The sequence below is a fragment of the Pseudomonas reidholzensis genome (assembly GCF_900536025.1).
Classification (GTDB): domain Bacteria; phylum Pseudomonadota; class Gammaproteobacteria; order Pseudomonadales; family Pseudomonadaceae; genus Aquipseudomonas; species Aquipseudomonas reidholzensis.
This window is the reverse complement of the sequence record NZ_UNOZ01000026.1, coordinates 34225-53698: the sequence shown is the minus strand read 5'-3', so window position 1 is coordinate 53698 and position 19474 is coordinate 34225. Positions and strand designations below refer to the sequence as shown.

The window sequence follows — 19474 nt, the reverse complement described above, 5'->3', positions numbered from 1 at the left end:
CGAACGGAGGTCTTGCGGAGCGAGGTGACGGCCATGGATGGCCGGCAAGGGCTGCGGGCCAGGAAGGCCCGTACAGCCCGGTCCTCGCGGGAGCAAGGCCGGAGTGAGGGAACCCGCAGCGCAGCGGAGGGCCGTATGTGGGAGCCAGCGGTTTTTGGTTACTTTTTTCCAAGAAAAAAAGTGACCCGCCGTAAGGGCGGAAGGGGTCATAAGCGCCACCACATCAAATGGATAAGCCCCAAAAAGCCCAACGCATCTACACCGAACACACGCAATAAAAAACCCCGCCTCCTCACGGAAACGGGGTTTCGCTCTCCACCAATGGCAGGCGCCCTTCGGCTTGTGGCCGGCGCCCTCCTCTCGGTTTCAAGCCATCAAGCCAACGCCTCGCGCGGCTTGCCCAGCATGCGGTCACAGACCACCGCCACACCCAGGGTAATCACCGAAGGCACCAGCCAGGCCAGGCCCTGCTCGCTAAGCGGCAAGTGCGCCACCGCGTCCGGCAGGAAGTGCCCGATGCTCGAGCCCTTGATCGCGTCGATGACGCCGAACACCAGCGACACCAGCATCACCGGGCCCATGATCCGCACCGGCGAATTCCACACGTCCTTGAGGAAGCTCAACGCCACCAGGACGATGCACGGCGGGTAGATCGCCGTCAGCACCGGGATCGAGAACATGATCAGCTTGGTCAGGCCCAGGTTGGACACCAGCAGCGAGAAGCCCGCCAGGATCACCACCAGGGCACGGTACGACAGCGGCAGGATCTGGCTGAAGTACTCGGCGCACGCGCAGGTCAGGCCAACCGCGGTCACCAGGCAGGCCAGCGCGATCAACACCGCCAGGAAGCCACTGCCGAGCGAGCCGAAGGTGTGCTGCACGTAGGCATGCAGTACCGCTGCGCCGTTGGTGGCATCAGCCGCGATATCGTGGCTGCCGGCACCCAGGCGGAACAGGCTGATGTACACCAGCGCCAGGCCGACACCGGCGATCAGGCCGGCAATGATCGCATAGCGGGTAATCAGCTTCGGCGACTCGACGCCGCGCGAACGGATGGCGTTGACGATGACGATACCGAAGACCAGCGCACCCAAGGTGTCCATGGTCAGGTAGCCATTGATGAAGCCCTGCGAGAACGGCGCAGCGACATAGGCAGGCTGAGCCTCACCGATGGTCCCGGCCGGCAGCGCAAAGGCGGCAATGCCCAACGCCGCCAGGGCGATGATCTTCAACGGCGCCAGGAAGCGACCCACGGTATCGAGCAGTTTGCCCGGGTACATGGACACCGCCAATACCACCGCGAAGTACACCAGGCTGTAGATGAACAGCGCCAACGGGCTTTCACCGGTCAACGGCGCCACACCCACTTCGAACGACACCGTCGCGGTACGCGGGGTGGCGAACAACGGGCCGACCGACAGGTAGCAGACCGCCGCCAGCAGGCCGCCGAAGAACTTGCCGATCGGGCTGCTCAACGCGTCCATGCCGCCGCCGACCTTGGCCAGGGCAACCACGGTGATGACCGGCAGGCCAACCGCGGTAACCAGGAAGCCCAGGGCTGCCATCCACACGTGCGGGCCTGATTGCAGGCCGACGATAGGCGGGAAGATGATATTGCCAGCGCCTACAAAAAGCGCAAACGTCATAAAGCCAAGTGCCAGGATATCCTGGCCTTTTAACACTTTCATTTGAGGAAGTACCACACTGCTGAAATCGGGGTTCGAGAAGGGATTGCCCTATGGGTGAGGGAAATGCTGCCCGGCTTGATAGGCCAGACCCGTTTAGCGTGTCGTTCCCTTTTGGGGTACGGGCACAAAGTGGCGCGTAGATTAAACGTTTTGCCTGAAAAACGCACTGCGACAGTGCGGCTTGTCCGATGTGCGTAGATGTTTGTCGTCTGGATGACCGACAACGGTGGGAATTATCGCAAAATCCGCCGTTTCTTCCGTCTGAAAATTCTTATCAAACCGATCGAAAATTCCGAAAGCCGGCGTTTGCAAACGCTGAAAACACAAAGGCCACCCGAAGGTGGCCTTTGTGTTGCGTGGGGGGTAAAGCGTATTACTTCTTGGCTTCCCAGCCGGTCAGCTCGGCCAGGGCCTTGCCGATGTCAGCCAGGGAACGCACGGTTTTCACACCGGCGTCCTGCAGGGCGGCGAACTTCTCGTCCGCAGTGCCCTTGCCGCCGGAGATGATCGCGCCGGCGTGGCCCATGCGCTTACCAGCAGGTGCGGTAACACCGGCAATGTAAGAAACCACAGGCTTGGTGACGTTGGCCTTGATGTAGGCAGCAGCCTCTTCTTCAGCCGAACCGCCGATCTCACCGATCATGACGATCGCTTCGGTCTGCGGGTCTTCCTGGAACAGCTTCAGGATGTCGATGAAGTTCGAGCCTGGGATCGGGTCACCGCCGATGCCGACGCAGGTCGACTGGCCGAAGCCGGCGTCGGTGGTCTGCTTGACAGCTTCGTAGGTCAGGGTGCCGGAACGCGACACGATACCGACCTTGCCTGGCAAGTGGATGTGACCTGGCATGATGCCGATCTTGCACTCGCCCGGCGTGATCACGCCTGGGCAGTTAGGGCCGATCAGGGTAACACCCAGTTCGTCGCACTTGACCTTGGCGTCCAGCATGTCCAGGGTAGGAATGCCTTCGGTGATGCAGACGATCAGCTTGATGCCGCCGAATGCTGCTTCCAGGATCGAGTCCTTGCAGAAAGGAGCCGGAACGTAGATGACCGAAGCGTCAGCGCCGGTGGCTTCTACCGCTTCTTTCACAGTGTTGAACACTGGCAGGCCGAGGTGCGTGCTGCCGCCTTTGCCTGGGGTCACGCCGCCAACCATCTTGGTGCCGTAGGCGATGGCTTGTTCGGAGTGGAAAGTACCCTGCGAGCCGGTGAAGCCCTGGCAGATGACTTTGGTGTCTTTATTGATCAGGACGCTCATTACTTGCCCTCCGCAGCTTTGACAACTTGTTGAGCAGCGTCGGTCAGGCTGGTTGCAGCAATGATGTTCAAACCGCTTTCTGCCAGTACTTTAGCGCCGAGTTCGGCATTGTTGCCTTCCAGACGGACGACAACCGGTACTTTGACGCCGACTTCTTTCACGGCGCCAATGATGCCTTCGGCAATCATGTCGCAGCGAACGATGCCGCCGAAGATGTTGACCAGTACGGCCGCGACATTGCTGTCGGACAGGATGATCTTGAAGGCTTCGGTCACGCGCTCTTTGGTAGCACCACCACCTACGTCGAGGAAGTTGGCTGGCTTGCCGCCGTGCAGGTTGACGATGTCCATGGTACCCATGGCCAGGCCGGCACCGTTGACCATGCAGCCAATGTTGCCTTCCAGGGCTACGTAGTTCAGTTCGAACTTGGCAGCGTGGGCTTCACGGGCGTCGTCTTGCGACGGGTCGTGGAAGGTTTTCAGCTTAGGCTGACGGTACATGGCGTTGGCGTCGATGTTCAGCTTGGCATCGAGGCAGTGCAGGTCGCCATCGGCCTTGATCACCAGCGGGTTCACTTCCAGCAGGGCCAGGTCGTGATCCTTGAACAGCTTGGCCAGACCGACGAAGATCTTGGCGAACTGAGTGACTTGCTTGCCTTCCAGGCCCAGCTGGAATGCCAGCTCGCGACCCTGGAACGGCTGAGCGCCGACCAGTGGATCGATGGTGGCCTTGATGATCTTCTCAGGAGTTTCGTGAGCGACTTTCTCGATGTCCACGCCACCTTCGGTGGACGCCATGAACACGATACGGCGGCTCGAGCGGTCGACTACAGCGCCCAAGTACAGCTCTTTGGCGATGTCAGTGCAGGACTCGACCAGGATCTTGGAGACTGGCTGACCGTTGGCGTCGGTCTGGTAGGTAACCAGATTCTTGCCCAACCATTGCGCAGCGAACGCCTTGGCGTCTTCCTTGCTGCGAACCAGCTTGACGCCGCCCGCTTTACCGCGACCACCTGCGTGAACCTGGGCTTTTACAACCCACTCGGAACCGCCGATCTTGTCGCAGGCTTCTGCTGCTGCTTCTGGGGTGTCGACTGCGAAACCCTTGGAAACTGGCAGGCCGTATTCAGCGAACAGCTGCTTACCCTGATACTCGTGAAGATTCATGCTTTTTACCGTCTTCGTTAGGTACTGCGCTTCGGCGCTGCGCCAGTGATGGCGCCGCACCACCTGTGACCTTTAACCTTCGGGTGGTCCCGAAGGCCCGGTCCGGCGGACGTTCCGCGGTGAGTCATGCACGCAAGACTCACGACGGGCAGCCCGCCGTGGTTTCTTATAATTAACGCTTCTTACGGTTGGCTACGTGAATGGCACCGCCATTCACGGCCAGAGCGGCTTCATGCAGCGCTTCGGACAGGGTCGGATGGCTGAACACCATCATGCCGATGTCTTCGGCGCTGGTGCCGAATTCCATTGCGATTGCGCCCTGCTGAACCAGTTCAGCGGCCGATGGGCCAATCACGTGTACACCCAGAACGCGGTCGGTCTTGGCATCGGCGATGACCTTGACGAAACCACCGGTGTCGTTGGCCGCCATCGCACGGCCGCTGGCCGCGAACGGGAAGGTGCCCACGTTAACCTCAACGCCTTCAGCCTTCAAGGCCTGTTCGGTCTTGCCGACCCATGCGATTTCCGGGTGGGTGTAGATGACCGAAGGGATCAGGTCGTAGTTCATCTGGGCCTTGTGGCCCTTGATGCGCTCGACAACCATGATGCCCTCTTCCGAGGCCTTGTGGGCCAGCATCATGCCGCGTACCACGTCACCGATGGCGAACACGCCCGGTACGCTGGTGGCGCAGTAGTCGTCGACGAAGATGTAGCCACGCTCGTCGATGGTGACGCCGCTGTCGGCCGCCAGCAGTTCGGTGGTGACCGGACGACGGCCGACCGCAACGATCAGCTTGTCGAAGGTGATCTTCTGTTCGCCGTTGGCATCGGTGTAGGTCACTTCGACTTCGTTGCCGTTGACCTGCGAGCCGGTCACGCGAGCGCCCAGCTTGATGTCCAGACCCTGTTTGGTCAGGGTTTTCTGCGCTTCCTTGGCAACCGCGGTGTCAGCGGCCATGAGGAAGGTGTCGAGGGCTTCGAGCACGGTCACCTGGGCACCCAGGCGCGACCATACCGAACCCAGCTCCAGGCCGATCACGCCAGCGCCGATGACGCCCAGGCGTTGCGGAACGGTCTGGAATTCCAGGGCGCCGGTGGAGTCGACGATGACGTTCTGGTCGACCGGGGCCGGCGGAATGTCGATCGGACGCGAGCCGGAAGCCAGGATCACGTTTTCGGCTTCGATGATTTCGGTGGTGCCGTCAGCCTTGGTGACTTCGACTTTCTTGCCGGCCAGCAGTTTGCCGTGGCCCTGGATCGAAGTAACGCCGTTGGCCTTGAACAGGGTGGCAACGCCGCCCGTCAGGTTCTTGACGATGCCAGCCTTGCGGCCAACCATCGCAGCCACGTCCATCTTCACTTCGCCCGTGGAGATGCCGTGAACGTTGAAGCTCTCTTTGGCTTCCTTGTATTTCCAGGAGCTGTCCAGCAGCGCCTTGGAAGGAATGCAACCGACGTTCAGGCAGGTACCGCCCAATGCCAGCTTGCCTTCGGCGTCGGTGTACTTCTCGATGCAGGCGGTGCTCAGGCCAAGCTGAGCGGCCTTGATCGCGGCAACATAGCCGCCAGGGCCCGCACCAATCACTACCACGTCGAATTTCTGGGTCATAAAAGATTCCTTTTCAGCTACAAGCTGCAAGCCTCAAGCGGCAAGCGACGGGCTCGCACGGGAGCGCGCCGCTTGCCGCTTGCAGCTGCGTGTTAGATGTCCAGCAGCAGACGAGCCGGGTCTTCCAGCAGGTTCTTGATGGTGACCAGGAAGGTTACCGCTTCCTTGCCATCGATCAGGCGGTGATCGTAGGACAGCGCCAGGTACATCATCGGGCGAATGGCCACTTGGCCGTTGACCGCCATAGGACGCTGGAGGATGTTGTGCATGCCGAGAATCGCCGCCTGTGGCGGGTTGACGATCGGGGTCGACATCATCGAGCCGAATGTACCACCGTTGGTGATGGTGAAGGTACCACCGGTCATGTCTTCGATGCCCAGCTTGCCGTCACGCGCCTTCTTGCCGAAGGTGGCGATGCCGTTCTCGATTTCCGCCAGGCTCATCTGCTCGGCGTTGCGCAGTACCGGAACCACCAGGCCACGGTCGCTGGAGACGGCGACGCCGACGTCAGCGAAGCCGTGGTAGACGATGTCGTTGCCGTCGATCGAGGCGTTGACAGCCGGGAAGCGCTTCAGCGCTTCGGTGGCAGCCTTGACGAAGAACGACATGAAGCCCAGGCGTACGCCGTTGTGGGACTTCTCGAACAGGTCCTTGTACTTCGAACGCAGGGCCATGACTTCGGTCATGTCGACTTCGTTGAAGGTGGTCAGCATGGCCATGTTCGACTGGGCTTCGACCAGACGCTCGGCGATCTTGGCGCGCAGGCGGGTCATCGGCACGCGCTTCTCGGTGCGATCGCCAGCGGCGGTCAGTACCGGGGCAGCGGCAGCGGCAGGCTTGGCAGCAGGAGCCGCGGCAGGCGCGGACTTCTTGTTGGCCACGGCAGCCACCACGTCTTCCTTGGTGATACGACCGCCTTTGCCGGTGCCAGCAACGGTCGCCAGGTCGATACCGCTCTCTTCAGCCAGCTTGCGGGCAGCTGGCGCCGCGATCGGGTCATCTTCGCCAGCGTCGCCAGCAGCGGCCGGAGCAGCAGCGCCAGCAGCCGGAGCGGCGGCCGGTGCGGCAGCGGCAGCGCCGCCTTCCACGATCGAACCGAGGACTTCGTCGGAGAGGACGGTTTCGCCCTCGCCCTTGACGATTGCGCCCAGCACGCCATCAGCGGTGGCCAGGACTTCCAGGACGACCTTGTCGGTCTCGATGTCGACGATCAGCTCGTCACGTTTGACGGCTTCGCCTGGCTGCTTGTGCCAGGTGGCAACGGTGCCGTCGGCAACCGATTCCGGGAAGGTTGGGGCTTTGATCTCGATAGCCATTAGCAGTGTTTCCTTAAATTCGGTTTCAGGTGCGCGAAAGCATTAAACGGTGAAGGCATCTTGCAGCAGTTTTTCCTGCTGCTCGGCGTGCTTCGATGCGTAACCACAAGCGGGCGCGGCAGACGCGTCGCGGCCGGCGTACTCGAGGACCAGTGCCTTGTTGTGGCGGCCCAGGATACGGCGCATGTGGTGCTGGCTGCTGTACCAGGCGCCCTGGTTCATCGGCTCTTCCTGGCACCACACCGCAGCCTTGAGGTTGCTGTACGGGGCGAGGATTTCGACCAGGTCGTCCTCAGGGAACGGATACAGCTGCTCGATACGCACGATGGCGATGTCTTCGCGGCCTTCGGTACGGCGTTTTTCCAGCAGATCGTAGTAGACCTTGCCGCTGCACAGGACCAGGCGTTCGACCTTGGCCGGATCGAGCGTGTCGATTTCCGGGATCACGGTCTGGAACGAGCCTTCTGCCAGGTCTTCCAAGGTCGAGATGGCCAGCTTGTGGCGCAGCAGCGACTTCGGCGTCAGGACCACCAGCGGCTTGCGCAGCGGACGGATCACCTGGCGACGCAGCAGGTGGTAGATCTGGGCCGGGGTGGTCGGTACGCAGACCTGGATGTTGTGCTCGGCGCACAGCTGCAGGTAACGCTCCAGACGCGCCGAGGAGTGCTCGGGGCCTTGGCCTTCGTAGCCGTGCGGCAGCAGCATGGTCAGACCGCAGAGACGGCCCCACTTGTGCTCGCCACTGGTGATGAACTGGTCGATCACCACCTGGGCGCCGTTGGCGAAGTCACCGAACTGGGCTTCCCAGATCACCAGCGCGTTCGGCGTGGTGGTCGAGTAACCGTATTCGAAGGCCAGTACGGCTTCTTCCGACAGGAAGGAGTCATACAGGTCGAAGCGCGGCTGGCCCGGGTACAGGTTCTGCAGCGGCACGTAGGTGCTGGCGTCCTTCTGGTTGTGCAACACCGCATGGCGGTGCGAGAAGGTGCCACGGCCGATGTCCTGGCCGGTCATGCGGATCGGGTGACCTTCGAACTGCAGGGTGGCGTAGGCCATGGTCTCTGCGTAACCCCAGTTGATCGGCAAGCCACCGGCCTGCATCTTCTGGCGATCTTCGTAGATCTTCGCGACCTGACGCTGAACCACGAAGCCTTCTGGCAGTTCCAGCAGCTTGGCGGACAGGTCTTGCAGGGTCTTGAGGTCGAAGCGCGTGTCGTGGCGCGCAGTCCAGGCATGGCCCAGGTACGGACGCCAGTCGACGAACAGCTCGCGGTTCGGCTCCTTGACCAGGCTCTTGACCACGTGCAGACCGTTGTCCAGGGCGTTGCGGTAGTCGTCGATCTTGGCCTGAGCACGCTCGGCGTCGATGCGACCTGCCTGGATCAGCGCTTCGGCATACAGCTCACGGGTGGTGCGCTGCTTGCTGATCTGCTGGTACATCAGAGGCTGGGTGCCGTTTGGCTCGTCGGCCTCGTTGTGGCCGCGACGGCGGTAGCAGACCAGGTCGACGACCACGTCACGCTTGAACTGCATGCGGTAGTCGATGGCCAGCTGGGTGACGAACAGCACCGCTTCCGGGTCATCGCCGTTCACGTGCAGGATCGGCGCCTGAATCATCTTGGCAACGTCGGTCGCGTACTCGGTGGAGCGCGCGTCCAGCGGGTTGCTGATGGTGAAACCGACCTGGTTGTTGATCACGATGTGCACGGTACCGCCGGTCTTGAAACCGCGGGTCTGCGACATCTGGAAGGTTTCCAGGACCACGCCCTGGCCGGCGAATGCAGCGTCGCCGTGGATCGAGATCGGCAGTACCTTGTCGCCAACGGTGTCGTTGCGGCGGTCCTGACGGGCGCGCACCGAACCCTCGACCACTGGCGAGACGATCTCCAGGTGGGACGGGTTGAACGCCATGGCCAGGTGGACTTCGCCACCGGTGGTCATCACGTTCGAGGAGAAGCCCTGGTGATATTTCACGTCACCCGAGCCCAGCTCGTTCATCTTCTTGCCTTCGAACTCGTCGAACAGCTCGCGCGGGTTCTTGCCGAAGGTGTTGACCAGCACGTTCAGACGGCCACGGTGGGCCATGCCGATGACGACTTCCTTGGTGCCGTAGGAGCCGGAACGCTGGATCATTTCATCCAGCATCGGGATCAGGCTTTCGCCACCTTCGAGACCGAAGCGCTTGGTGCCTGGGTACTTGGTGCCCAGGTATTTCTCCAAGCCTTCACCTGCGGTCACGCGCTCGAGCAGGTGCGACTGCACATCGGCGGAGAACTCAGGACGACCCCGCACGCTTTCCAGGCGCTGCTGGAACCAGCTGCGCTGCTCGGAATCGACGATGTGGGTGAACTCGGCGCCAATGGTGCGACAATATGTCTTCTCCAGCGCATCGAAGATTTCGCGTAGGCTCGCTTCCTCTTTGCCGATGAACAGGTCGCCGGCACGGAAGGTCGTATCAAGATCGGCATTGGTCAAGCCGTAGTGATTGATCGACAGGTCTACGGGCGCAGGGCGCTGCCACAACCCCAAGGGGTCGAGCTTGGCAGCCTGATGACCGCGCATACGATAGGCCTGGATCAGTCGCAGAACTTCAACCTGCTTCTTCTCGTGTTCACTGCTCACGCTCCCGGCGGACACCGGTTGGGCGCGGCGCTGGTTCTTTGCCAGCAGTACGAAATGGTCGCGGATTGTCGAGTGCGATACATCGGTAGCGGTGCTGCCGTCGGCGGGCAACTTCTGGAAGTAGGTGCGCCACTCTTCTGGCACAGCGTTAGGGTCGTGCAGGTAGAGCTCGTAGAGCTCTTCCACATATGCAGCGTTACCACCTGAAAGGTGGGCGCTTTCCCACATGCGCTGCATCACGCTTTCTTGCATGCTTGGTCACCCTCGTTCGGGGACGAATCGGCAAGCGCCTCAGCACAACATGAGAAAGCCCGAGAACAGCGACTAACCACGCCACCGAGGATCCTGCAGATTTTCCGGGTACCAGCCCGGAAGCCCCTGCTGGTCTCATATCTTCATAGGTAATGAGCGCAGGCCTTGTGGGCCCTGGCTCGGGTTTCACCTCAATGCGGGCTCACCACCCGCATCTCGGTGTCTTGCACTTGCAACAGCGTTGAATCAGGTGCCGCTTTGCAGCAGCATGTTACGTACATGGCCGATTGCCTTGGTCGGATTCAGACCTTTAGGGCAAACGTTCACGCAGTTCATGATCCCGCGGCAGCGGAATACGCTGAACGGGTCATCCAGGGACGCCAGGCGCTCCTGGGTCTTGGTATCACGGCTGTCGGCCAGGAAGCGGTAGGCCTGCAGCAAAGCGGCTGGACCGAGGAACTTGTCCGGGTTCCACCAGAACGACGGGCAGGACGTCGAGCAGCAAGCGCACAGGATGCACTCGTACAGACCGTCCAGCTTGGCGCGCTCGTCCGGCGACTGCAGACGCTCGATGGCCGGAGCCGGCGTGTCGTTCTGCAGGAATGGCTTCACCTTCTCGTACTGCTTGTAGAAGATGCTCATATCGACGACCAGGTCACGGATTACCGGCAAACCTGGCAGCGGACGCACGACCAACTTGTTACGTTTTACGACAGCGGACAGCGGCGTGATGCACGCCAGGCCGTTCTTGCCGTTGATGTTCATGCCGTCGGAACCGCAAACACCTTCGCGGCAGGAGCGACGGTAGGAGAAACCCTCGTCCTGCTCTTTGATCAGTGCCAGTACGTCCAGCACCATCAGGTCCTTGCCACCGGTGTCGACCTGGAACACCTGGGTTTTAGGTGCCGAGTCGGTATCCGGGTTGTAACGATAAACTTCGACTTGCAACATAGCGGCCACCCTTAGTAAGTCCGGACTTTTGGTTCGAACGCCGGCACGGTCTTCGGCGCGAAGTTGACTGCACGCTTGGCAACCCGCTTCTCACCTGGGAAGTACAGGGTGTGGCACAGCCAGTTTTCATCGTCACGATCTTCGAAGTCTTCACGGGCGTGAGCACCGCGCGACTCTTTACGCACTTCTGCAGCGATCGCCGTGGCTTCAGCAACTTCCAGCAGGTTCTGCAGCTCCAGCGCTTCGATACGCGCGGTGTTGAAGGCCTGGGACTTGTCGCTGATCTTGACGTTGGCGATACGCTCGCGCAGCTGGGCCAGCTGCTCGATACCCTTCTGCATGTATTCGCCGGTACGGAATACACCGAAGTAGTTCTGCATGCAGCTTTGCAGCTCGCGACGCAGGGTGGCGACGTCTTCACCGTCAGTGCGCTCGTTGAGCTTGTTCAGACGGCTCAGGGCGACTTCGATGTCGGTGTCGCTGGCGTCGAGGTACTCGATGCCGTCGGACAGCGCTTTTTCCAGGTGCAGGCCAGCAGCGCGACCGAAGACCACCAGGTCGAGCAGCGAGTTGCCGCCCAGGCGGTTGGCGCCGTGAACCGATACGCACGCCACTTCACCCACGGCGAACAGACCCGGGATGATGTGGTCGACGCCTTCGGCGTCCTGGGTCATGGCCTGGCCATGAATGTTGGTGGCAACGCCGCCCATCATGTAGTGGCAGGTCGGTACGACCGGCACCGGCGCGACCACTGGGTCGACGTGGGCGAAGGTCTTGGACAGCTCGCAGATACCTGGCAGGCGGCTGTGCAGCACTTCTTCGCCGAGGTGGTCGAGCTTGAGCATCACGTGGTCGCCATTCGGGCCACAGCCGTTACCGGCAATGATCTCTTTGACCATCGAGCGGGCCACCACGTCACGACCGGCAAGGTCCTTGGCGTTTGGCGCGTAACGCTCCATGAAGCGCTCGCCGTGCTTGTTGATCAGGTAACCACCTTCACCACGGCAACCTTCAGTGACCAGTACACCAGCGCCGGCGATGCCGGTCGGGTGGAACTGCCACATCTCGATGTCCTGCACCGGTACACCGGCACGCAGGGCCATGCCGATACCGTCGCCGGTATTGATCAGGGCGTTGGTGGTCGACGAGTAGATACGGCCTGCACCGCCAGTGGCCAGTACGGTGGCCTTGGCTTTGATGTACAGGGTTTCGCCGGTTTCGATGCAGATCGCGATCACACCGACGAACGCGCCGTCCTGGTTCTTCACCAGGTCAACCGCGTAGTACTCGTTGAGGAAGGTGGTACCGGCTTTCAGGTTGCCCTGATAGAGGGTGTGCAGCAGTGCGTGACCGGTACGGTCGGAGGCTGCGCAGGTACGCGCGGCCTGGCCGCCCTTGCCGAAGTCCTTGGACTGGCCACCGAACGGACGCTGGTAGATACGGCCGGTTTCGGTACGCGAGAACGGCAGGCCCATGTGGTCCAGCTCGAACACCGCAGCTGGGCCTTCCTGGCACATGTATTCGATCGCGTCCTGGTCACCGATGTAGTCCGACCCCTTGACGGTGTCGTACATGTGCCAGCGCCAGTCGTCGTTCGGGTCAGCCGAAGCGATGGCGCAGGTGATGCCGCCCTGGGCGGATACAGTGTGCGAACGGGTCGGGAAGACCTTGGTGATCACGGCAGTCTTGTGACCGCCCTGTGCCAGCTGCAGCGCAGCGCGCATGCCGGCTCCGCCGCCGCCAACAATGATGGCGTCGAAAGAAATCGTTGGAATCATAGCCATGAATCAGATACCCCAGAGAATCTGCACACCCCAGACGAAGTAGGCGAACATCGCAACGCCACACACCGCCTGGAACAGGAAACGAACAGCAGTCGCCGACTTGCCGAGCGCCATCGGCGTCAGGTAGTCGGTGGCAATGGTCCACATGCCGACCCAGGCGTGAGCGCCGAGGGCAACAAGGGCCAGCAGACTGAAGATCCGCATCGCATTGTGGGAGAACAGAGCGTGCCACTGGACATAATCGATGCCAGGGTGCGCCACCAGGTAGCCGATCAGGAAGATGAAATAAGCCGCGAGAACGACCGCAGATACGCGCTGCGCCATCCAGTCATAGAGGCCCGAACGCGACAGGTTCGTGACGTTGGTTACCATATCCAAACTCCCGCAAGAACGATCACCACCACGGAAATGACGATGACAATTTTCGAGCCCAGCTTGCCGCCTTCCAGCGTCTCACCGATACCCATGTCCATGATCAGGTGGCGCACGCCCGCCACCAGGTGATACAGCAATGCGGACAGCAGGCCCCACGCTACGAACTTGGCCAGCGGACTGGTCAAGCATGCCTTCACCTCGGCGAAACCTTCTTCGGAGCTCAGCGACTGACTCAATGCGTAGAGCATGATGCCAAGGCCGAGGAAGAGGATGATGCCGGATACACGGTGGAGGAACGACGTAACGCCGGTAATGGGGAGTTTTATGGTCCTTAGGTCTAGGTTTACAGGTCGTTGGCTTTTCACGGCTTTTTTCACACTGAAGAGCCCCTAGCTAACAGGGCAAAGTTGTTGGTAAGTGTACTGGTCAGGTACCCACCACCCAGGGAACGGCGACCCCCAGCAGTTCGGGCTTGCAAGCCCCTGGCGGTCGGCTGCCGAGTATAGACAGTTAGGCTGCTTATGACAACGTGACGGGCTAGCCCAAATAGCGCATTGCCTTTAGCCGGCAAAAGGCGTAAATGGGCGACAATTTCGAGAAAAATCAGGCCTTAGAGGGCCTTTCAACCAGCCTTTAGGCAAATTGACATCTGAATTTATCCCTCTATAGTGGTGCGGGCCCTGCGTGGGGGGTCTGTCTGATGATTTCTAGCATTAATAGGAGGCCACATGGCTGACAAAAAAGCGCAGTTGGTCATCGAGGGCGCTGCCCCCGTCGAGCTGCCCATTTTAACCGGCACCGTTGGTCCCGATGTAATCGACGTCCGCGGGTTGGGGGCTACTGGTCACTTCACCTTCGACCCAGGTTTCATGGCGACCGCCTCGTGCGAGTCGAAGATCACCTACATCGATGGTGACAAAGGTGTGCTGCTGCACCGCGGCTACCCGATCGAGCAACTGGCCGAGCAATCGGACTACCTCGAGACCTGCTACCTGCTGCTCAACGGCGAACTGCCGAATGCCGAGCAGAAGGCACAGTTCGTCAGCACCGTGAAGAACCACACCATGGTCCACGAGCAGCTGAAGTCGTTCTTCAACGGCTTCCGCCGCGACGCTCACCCGATGGCGGTGATGTGCGGTGTGGTCGGCGCCCTGTCGGCGTTCTACCACGACTCCCTGGATATCAATAACCCGCAACACCGCGAAATCTCCGCGGTGCGCCTGGTCGCTAAAATGCCGACCCTGGCCGCGATGGTTTACAAGTACTCCATGGGCCAGCCGATGATGTATCCGCGCAACGACCTGTCGTACGCGGAAAACTTCCTGCACATGATGTTCAACACCCCGTGCGAGATCAAACCGATCAGCCCGGTGTTGGCCAAGGCCATGGACAAGATCTTCATCCTCCATGCCGACCACGAGCAGAACGCCTCCACCTCGACCGTGCGCCTGGCCGGTTCGTCGGGTGCCAACCCGTTCGCCTGTATCGCAGCCGGCATCGCCGCACTGTGGGGCCCGGCACACGGCGGCGCCAACGAAGCCGTACTGACCATGCTGGATGAAATTGGCGATGTCTCGAACATCGACGCCTTCATCGCCAAGGCCAAGGACAAGAACGATCCGTTCAAGTTGATGGGCTTCGGTCACCGGGTCTACAAGAACCGCGACCCGCGCGCCACCGTGATGAAGCAGACCTGCGACGAAGTCCTGCGCGAGCTGGGCATCAAGAACGACCCGCAGCTGCAGCTGGCCATGCGTCTCGAAGAGATCGCCCTGACCGACCCGTACTTCATCGAGCGCTCGCTGTACCCGAACGTCGACTTCTACTCGGGGATCATCCTCAAGGCGATCGGCATTCCGACCAGCATGTTCACCGTGATCTTCGCCCTGGCGCGGACCGTCGGCTGGATCTCGCACTGGAAAGAAATGCTCTCCAGCCCGTACAAGATTGGCCGTCCGCGCCAGCTGTACACCGGCGAAGCGCAGCGCGATATCGTCAACCTGACGGATCGCACCTAAGCATTGATTCACCGATGCTGAATGCGCAAAAAGGCTGCCCTCGGGCAGCCTTTTTCGTTACAGCACCGGCCAGCCGGATGAATCAGGGCTTCTCAGCGCGCTCGCGCAACGCCTGCAAGGTATTGAACGGCGCATCGACCACGAACTTGTTGGCCACGAACGACGGCACGCTGCCGCCCGGCTCGGTGTGCACCTGGTAGGTCACTTCTGTGGTGTCCCCCTTGGGCACCAGCTTCCAGAAGCCCTGTACCTGCGCCACGCGAACAAAGCCCTTTTCTTCCGGCAGGTACTTGGGCTGCCCTTCGAGCGTACGCGTCAGGCTGCCGTCGGCGCCCTCGACCGTGGTGACATGCAGGACCGAATCACGCGGCGTGACCGGCCACGGGGTATTGAACTGGGTGTAGGTCCAGCTCTGGTCACCCTCGTGCTTGAGCAGCTTCTGCGACTTGCACTCATGGACCCAGGCACAGGCGCCCGCCACATCCTCCTGCAGCGCCCGGACCTTGGCCAATGGCGCCTTGATCACAGTCACGCCCTTGTAGGCCTTGTACTTGGAGCCCGCCACTTCGCTGAGGGAGATCTTGATCCCCTGCTCGTCCTTGGCCACCTCCCAGGCCTCGGCCCAGGCCGCCGGGGCCAGCACGACACCCAGACCACACAGCAGTGCAATACGCTTGAACGATCTCATCATCTTTATCCTTATTGTCGAAGATCCAACGTGTCACGCCGCCGTCATCTGCTCCAGCCAGCCAAGAAGCCTGATCGCCTCGTCACTGTCACTACCGCACACTTCCACATCCGCCATGAAGCCACCGCACACCGGCGGGCGCTCGGGCTTGCCGAACAACTCGCACAGGTTGGCCGCAGTCAGGTGCAGGCAACGCTCACCCGCCGGCTTGCCTTGAGGCATACGCGGCATCGGCGAGCTGATGGAAGGGGCAATGCAGCAGGCACCGCAGCCCTCACGGCATTTCATCAAGTAGGACTCCCTGGAGCGAAACGGGACGAACGTCCCTGGATAGTAACCGCTCAAACATTTGTTTGAAATTGCTGGCCGGATGAAATCCGCCGTGACCCTGCAGTCAGTTATGACTGCGTGTGATCACTGGCGGAATTCGAAGTCGATCGCCGCGCCTTCGACATCGCGGCGGCTGTCGTTGCGCAGCTGCAGCTGCATCTCGTTGCTGATCAGCCGCCCATTGAGCTGGAACGGGCTGTCATCGGGCGGTGGCGTCTGCGGGAACATCGACGGCAGCAACGGCTTGCGACGTGGCGACAAGACGTCCACTTCTGGCTCGAGATTGTCGACCATGCCCACCGGCAGGCTCAGGTCCAGCTTGGCCTTGGGCAGCGGCTTGGCCACCGCCTTGCTCACCGCCTTGCGCTTGGCCTTGGCCTTGGCAGTGGCCTTGGCCTTGCTACGTGCAGCGGGCTTGGCGGCGGGCTTTTTCGCCGCCGCAGGGGCAGGCTTGGCAGCCGCCTTGGCAGGCGCACTCTTGACCGGCTCAGCCGGCTGGGCAGCCTGCAGCATGCCGCTGGACAGGGCCAGCGGCGCGAGGCAGAGCAGCAAGGCAAGCACGCGCAACGGTTTCATGGACTTCAGGAACACGGCAGAAAGAGGCGTATGCTCTCTGTTCCGCCGCCATTAGGCAAGACTAGAACAGTGAACCGCTAGTCTCTTTGCACAATTGCTGCGCCAACAGGCCGAGGGTGATCACTGCGCGCTCGGCCTCTTTGTTCCAGGGGATGCCGCAGTTCAGGCGGATGCAATGGTTGAACTGCTCGGTGTTGCTGAAGATCAGACCGGGCGCGATGCTGATGCCCTGCTCCAGTGCCCGCACGTGCAGGTCCTGGGTATTGACCCGCCCCGGCAGGCTCACCCAAAGGATGAAGCCGCCTGTGGGCCGGGTCATCTGGGTGCCCTCGGGGAAGTGCTGCTGCACCGCCAACTGATAGGCACTGAGGTTCTTGCGGTACTCCTGGCGAATGAAACGCAAGTGGCGGTCATAGCCACCGTTCTCCAGGTAAGCCGCCACCCCCATCTGCGTCACACTGCACGCCGAGTGCGTGGTGAAGGTCTGCAGGCGCTGGATCTCGGCCTGGTACCGCCCCGCGATCATCCAGCCGACCCGTACGCCGGGCGACAGGGTCTTGGAGAAGCTCGAGCAATAGATCACCCGATCCAGCCGGTCAAAGGCCTTGAGGGCCTTGGTACGGCCCTGCTCGAACATCAGCTCGCCATAGATATCGTCTTCGACGATCTGGATGTCGAAATCCGAGGCCAGGCGCAGCAGCTGTTTCTGGCGCTCTTCAGGGATGGTCCCGCCCAGCGGATTGCTCAACCGCGAGGTCAGCACCAGGGCCTTGATCGACCACTGGTTAGCCGCCAGCTGCAGGGCTTCGAGGCTGATCCCGGTGGAGGGGTCACTGGGGATCTCGATGACTTTCAAGCCCAGCAGGTCAGCCAACTGCAGCAAGCCGTAATAGGTCGGCGACTCGGCTGCGATCAGGTCACCGGGCCTTGTCAGTACGCGCAGTGACATTTGCAGCGCATCGACACAGCCATGGGTGACGATCACTTCACGCGGATCGACCAGCACCCCGGCATCACGCATGCGGATGGCGATCTGCCGGCGCAGTGGCTCGAAACCGGGGCTGAACATGTAACTGAATGCCCGCGGGCTATGGAACCGGGTGACCTTGGCCAACTGCTGATGCAGGGCCCGGACCGGCAGGTAGTCCACGTGCGGCACGGCCGCGCCAAACGGAAACACGCCATCGCGACGCGCCTCGGTCAGGACCTGCTGGATGATGGTCGCACGGGTGACCAATCCCGGGCGCTCGACCCGGGCGATGTCCGGGGTCTGCGCGGTCAGCGCCGGCGTCTGGTGGACGTAGTAGCCCGACTGCGGGCGCGCGCGGATCAAGCCCTGGTCTTCGAGGTTGGCGTAGGCCTGCAGCACCGTGGCGTGGCTGACGTTGAGCTGGGCGCTCATCTTGCGCACCGACGGCACGCGCTCGCCTGGCTGGTAGACACCCCGACGGATGTCATCGGCCAGTTGCTGGGCGATGCGCTGGTACAGCAGCAGGTTGGTCATGGCGGATTCTCGAAGCGCGGACGGGTCGTTGTTATTGTGCGACTCACTGCCAGGCAGGATACCGGAACAGTTGCAAAGTGTACGGGGACAGATTGCAGAATAGTCGACATTACAGTGGCATGACCAGCGTCGAGAGAGCACGGGGCCGCGGTGCGGCCCCGGTTGTTCAGCGACTCACCGCGGTGCGGCGAGCTTGCCCTTGTCGTCCGAGAAGACGATCTCGACTCGACGGTTCTGCGCCCTGCCCCGCTCCGAAGCATTCGCCTCGATCGGGTACTGGTCACCGTACCCTTCGACTTCAATGCGCTTCTCGTCGACCCCAAGGTCGACCAGCATGTCAGCGACGGCCTGGGCGCGATCACGCGAGAGTTTGAGGTTGTCTTCCGGCGCACCGGTGCTGTCGGTGTAGCCTTCGATACGCACCACACGACGCGGATTGAGCTGGAGGAACTGGACCAGCTTGAGCACCGTGCGGCTGGCAGAGTTCTTCAGGTCGGCACGACCCGTGTCGAACAGCACGTCACCCAGGGTCATCACCAGGCCCCGATCGCTTTGCTCGGACGCCAAGGCATTGATCTGCGCCTCGACCCACTTGCCTTGCTGCTGCACGCTGACCAACTTGGCCTCACGCAGGGCCAATTGCAGCCGCTGACGCTCCAGGTCGAGCTTGGCGATACGCTCCTGGTTCAGCGCCAGCTTGGCGTGCTGACCGGCGATCTCGCTGTAGCGCTGACTGAGGTAGGCGTAGTGGCGCACGTCGGCACCGGTGCCGATGTAGCTGGACAAGCGCTCGGCGCGGGCCAGCGACTCGCCGGCACGGATCACGTCGCGCGGCGCACTGCGCAGCACGTCGGAGTCGTCCTTGACCTTCTGGAACGCCGCCGCGGCGTCGTCCAGTGCCGATTCACTGCGCTGGCTGGCGCAGCCCTGCAAGCCGACCAGCGCCAGCAGCGCCATGGCGGCGATAGGTTTGGCGCGGATCATGGCTGCACCTCCAGCTGCTTGCGCAAGCGCTTGACGCGCGACTGCAGCAGGGTGAGCTGCTCTTCACTCTTGTGGTTCAGCACCTGCGCCTCGGCCAGCCGGGCATCGAGCTCGGCCTGCTCGGCGCGCATGCGCGCATCGCGGTAGTCTTCGGTGACCAGGTTGCTTTTCGCCCGGGCCAGCTTGTCTTCAGCCAGTTTCAGCGCTTCGACCTGGTCGGTGGCACCGACGGCCTTGGCCTGTTCCAGCGCCTGCTCGGACAAGCGCAGCTGTTCATTGGGCGCCGGGTCATTGGCACAGCCGGCCAGGCCGATAACGGCCAGGGCCAGGATCAAGGGTTGGATTCTCAACAC

The 19474-nt window shown here is 61.7% G+C and carries 17 protein-coding genes; 1 reads left to right on the top strand and 16 read right to left on the bottom strand.

The genetic code is table 11. From position 1 onward, the window contains the following. Window positions 1-374: 374 nt before the first annotated feature. The 10 genes from brnQ to sdhC form a co-directional block, all read right to left on the bottom strand. Complete coding sequence (gene brnQ / locus CCOS865_RS17230) at window positions 375-1688, bottom strand: branched-chain amino acid transport system II carrier protein (protein ID WP_119142991.1); 1314 nt, start codon at window positions 1686-1688, stop codon at window positions 375-377. Window positions 1689-2061: 373 nt separating this feature from the next. Beyond that, window positions 2062-2946, bottom strand: coding sequence for a succinate--CoA ligase subunit alpha (gene sucD, locus CCOS865_RS17225; RefSeq protein ID WP_119142989.1), 885 nt, complete (start codon window positions 2944-2946; stop codon window positions 2062-2064). Then, window positions 2946-4112, bottom strand: a complete 1167-nt coding sequence (gene sucC, locus CCOS865_RS17220; RefSeq protein WP_119142987.1) for an ADP-forming succinate--CoA ligase subunit beta — start codon at window positions 4110-4112, stop codon at window positions 2946-2948. The genes sucD and sucC overlap by 1 nt, the downstream gene beginning before the upstream one ends. A gap of 172 nt (window positions 4113-4284) precedes the next feature. Further along, window positions 4285-5721 (bottom strand): dihydrolipoyl dehydrogenase, encoded by a 1437-nt coding sequence (gene lpdA, locus CCOS865_RS17215; protein ID WP_119142985.1) that lies wholly within the window; start codon window positions 5719-5721, stop codon window positions 4285-4287. Window positions 5722-5813: 92 nt separating this feature from the next. Then, window positions 5814-7037 (bottom strand): 2-oxoglutarate dehydrogenase complex dihydrolipoyllysine-residue succinyltransferase, encoded by a 1224-nt coding sequence (gene odhB / locus CCOS865_RS17210; RefSeq protein ID WP_119142983.1) that lies wholly within the window; start codon window positions 7035-7037, stop codon window positions 5814-5816. A 42-nt stretch (window positions 7038-7079) separates the two neighbouring features. After that, entirely contained in the window at window positions 7080-9911 is a 2832-nt protein-coding gene (locus tag CCOS865_RS17205) for a 2-oxoglutarate dehydrogenase E1 component (RefSeq protein ID WP_119142981.1), read from the bottom strand. A gap of 246 nt (window positions 9912-10157) precedes the next feature. Beyond that, a complete protein-coding gene (locus tag CCOS865_RS17200; RefSeq protein WP_119142979.1) occupies window positions 10158-10862 on the bottom strand; it encodes a succinate dehydrogenase iron-sulfur subunit in 705 nt (234 codons plus the stop codon). An 11-nt stretch (window positions 10863-10873) separates the two neighbouring features. Continuing rightward, on the bottom strand, window positions 10874-12646 hold the full coding sequence (gene sdhA / locus CCOS865_RS17195; RefSeq protein WP_119142977.1) for a succinate dehydrogenase flavoprotein subunit: 1773 nt from the start codon (window positions 12644-12646) through the stop codon (window positions 10874-10876). A gap of 3 nt (window positions 12647-12649) precedes the next feature. Continuing rightward, a complete protein-coding gene (gene sdhD / locus CCOS865_RS17190; protein WP_119142975.1) occupies window positions 12650-13018 on the bottom strand; it encodes a succinate dehydrogenase, hydrophobic membrane anchor protein in 369 nt (122 codons plus the stop codon). Beyond that, window positions 13012-13398, bottom strand: coding sequence for a succinate dehydrogenase, cytochrome b556 subunit (gene sdhC / locus CCOS865_RS17185; RefSeq protein ID WP_119142973.1), 387 nt, complete (start codon window positions 13396-13398; stop codon window positions 13012-13014). The genes sdhD and sdhC overlap by 7 nt, the downstream gene beginning before the upstream one ends. 351 nt (window positions 13399-13749) lie before the next feature. Here sdhC and gltA point away from each other — a divergent pair, with 351 nt between their 5' ends. Beyond that, complete coding sequence (gltA, locus tag CCOS865_RS17180) at window positions 13750-15039, top strand: citrate synthase (protein ID WP_119142971.1); 1290 nt, start codon at window positions 13750-13752, stop codon at window positions 15037-15039. 82 nt (window positions 15040-15121) lie between these two features. Here gltA and CCOS865_RS17175 read toward each other — a convergent pair whose 3' ends face one another. The 6 genes from CCOS865_RS17175 to CCOS865_RS17150 all read right to left on the bottom strand — a co-directional run bounded on the left by CCOS865_RS17175 (window position 15122) and on the right by CCOS865_RS17150 (window position 19471). After that, window positions 15122-15727 (bottom strand): START domain-containing protein, encoded by a 606-nt coding sequence (locus CCOS865_RS17175; protein WP_119142969.1) that lies wholly within the window; start codon window positions 15725-15727, stop codon window positions 15122-15124. A gap of 33 nt (window positions 15728-15760) precedes the next feature. After that, window positions 15761-16015 (bottom strand): YkgJ family cysteine cluster protein, encoded by a 255-nt coding sequence (locus CCOS865_RS17170; RefSeq protein WP_119142967.1) that lies wholly within the window; start codon window positions 16013-16015, stop codon window positions 15761-15763. Between the two features lie 126 nt (window positions 16016-16141). Beyond that, window positions 16142-16633: a hypothetical protein gene (locus tag CCOS865_RS17165; RefSeq protein ID WP_119142965.1), complete on the bottom strand. Its 492-nt coding sequence runs from the start codon at window positions 16631-16633 to the stop codon at window positions 16142-16144. A gap of 61 nt (window positions 16634-16694) precedes the next feature. Then, on the bottom strand, window positions 16695-18137 hold the full coding sequence (locus CCOS865_RS17160; RefSeq protein ID WP_119142963.1) for an aminotransferase-like domain-containing protein: 1443 nt from the start codon (window positions 18135-18137) through the stop codon (window positions 16695-16697). 174 nt (window positions 18138-18311) lie between these two features. Continuing rightward, window positions 18312-19121, bottom strand: a complete 810-nt coding sequence (locus CCOS865_RS17155; RefSeq protein WP_119142961.1) for an OmpA family protein — start codon at window positions 19119-19121, stop codon at window positions 18312-18314. After that, window positions 19118-19471, bottom strand: coding sequence for a DUF4398 domain-containing protein (locus tag CCOS865_RS17150; protein WP_119142959.1), 354 nt, complete (start codon window positions 19469-19471; stop codon window positions 19118-19120). Before CCOS865_RS17150 ends, CCOS865_RS17155 begins: the two co-directional genes overlap by 4 nt. Between the last annotated feature and the right edge of the window lie 3 nt (window positions 19472-19474).

What these genes read in the sequence shown, in the direction of transcription:
- brnQ (WP_119142991.1), bottom strand. Translation starts at nt 1,688, where the DNA reads ATGAAAGTGTTAAAAGGCCAGGATATCCTGGCACTTGGCTTTATGACG.
- sucD (WP_119142989.1), bottom strand. Translation starts at nt 2,946, where the DNA reads ATGAGCGTCCTGATCAATAAAGACACCAAAGTCATCTGCCAGGGCTTC.
- sucC (WP_119142987.1), bottom strand. Translation starts at nt 4,112, where the DNA reads ATGAATCTTCACGAGTATCAGGGTAAGCAGCTGTTCGCTGAATACGGC.
- lpdA (WP_119142985.1), bottom strand. Translation starts at nt 5,721, where the DNA reads ATGACCCAGAAATTCGACGTGGTAGTGATTGGTGCGGGCCCTGGCGGC.
- odhB (WP_119142983.1), bottom strand. Translation starts at nt 7,037, where the DNA reads ATGGCTATCGAGATCAAAGCCCCAACCTTCCCGGAATCGGTTGCCGAC.
- CCOS865_RS17205 (WP_119142981.1), bottom strand. Translation starts at nt 9,911, where the DNA reads ATGCAAGAAAGCGTGATGCAGCGCATGTGGGAAAGCGCCCACCTTTCA.
- CCOS865_RS17200 (WP_119142979.1), bottom strand. Translation starts at nt 10,862, where the DNA reads ATGTTGCAAGTCGAAGTTTATCGTTACAACCCGGATACCGACTCGGCA.
- sdhA (WP_119142977.1), bottom strand. Translation starts at nt 12,646, where the DNA reads ATGGCTATGATTCCAACGATTTCTTTCGACGCCATCATTGTTGGCGGC.
- sdhD (WP_119142975.1), bottom strand. Translation starts at nt 13,018, where the DNA reads ATGGTAACCAACGTCACGAACCTGTCGCGTTCGGGCCTCTATGACTGG.
- gltA (WP_119142971.1), top strand. Translation starts at nt 13,750, where the DNA reads ATGGCTGACAAAAAAGCGCAGTTGGTCATCGAGGGCGCTGCCCCCGTC.
- CCOS865_RS17175 (WP_119142969.1), bottom strand. Translation starts at nt 15,727, where the DNA reads ATGAGATCGTTCAAGCGTATTGCACTGCTGTGTGGTCTGGGTGTCGTG.
- CCOS865_RS17170 (WP_119142967.1), bottom strand. Translation starts at nt 16,015, where the DNA reads ATGAAATGCCGTGAGGGCTGCGGTGCCTGCTGCATTGCCCCTTCCATC.
- CCOS865_RS17165 (WP_119142965.1), bottom strand. Translation starts at nt 16,633, where the DNA reads ATGAAACCGTTGCGCGTGCTTGCCTTGCTGCTCTGCCTCGCGCCGCTG.
- CCOS865_RS17160 (WP_119142963.1), bottom strand. Translation starts at nt 18,137, where the DNA reads ATGACCAACCTGCTGCTGTACCAGCGCATCGCCCAGCAACTGGCCGAT.
- CCOS865_RS17155 (WP_119142961.1), bottom strand. Translation starts at nt 19,121, where the DNA reads ATGATCCGCGCCAAACCTATCGCCGCCATGGCGCTGCTGGCGCTGGTC.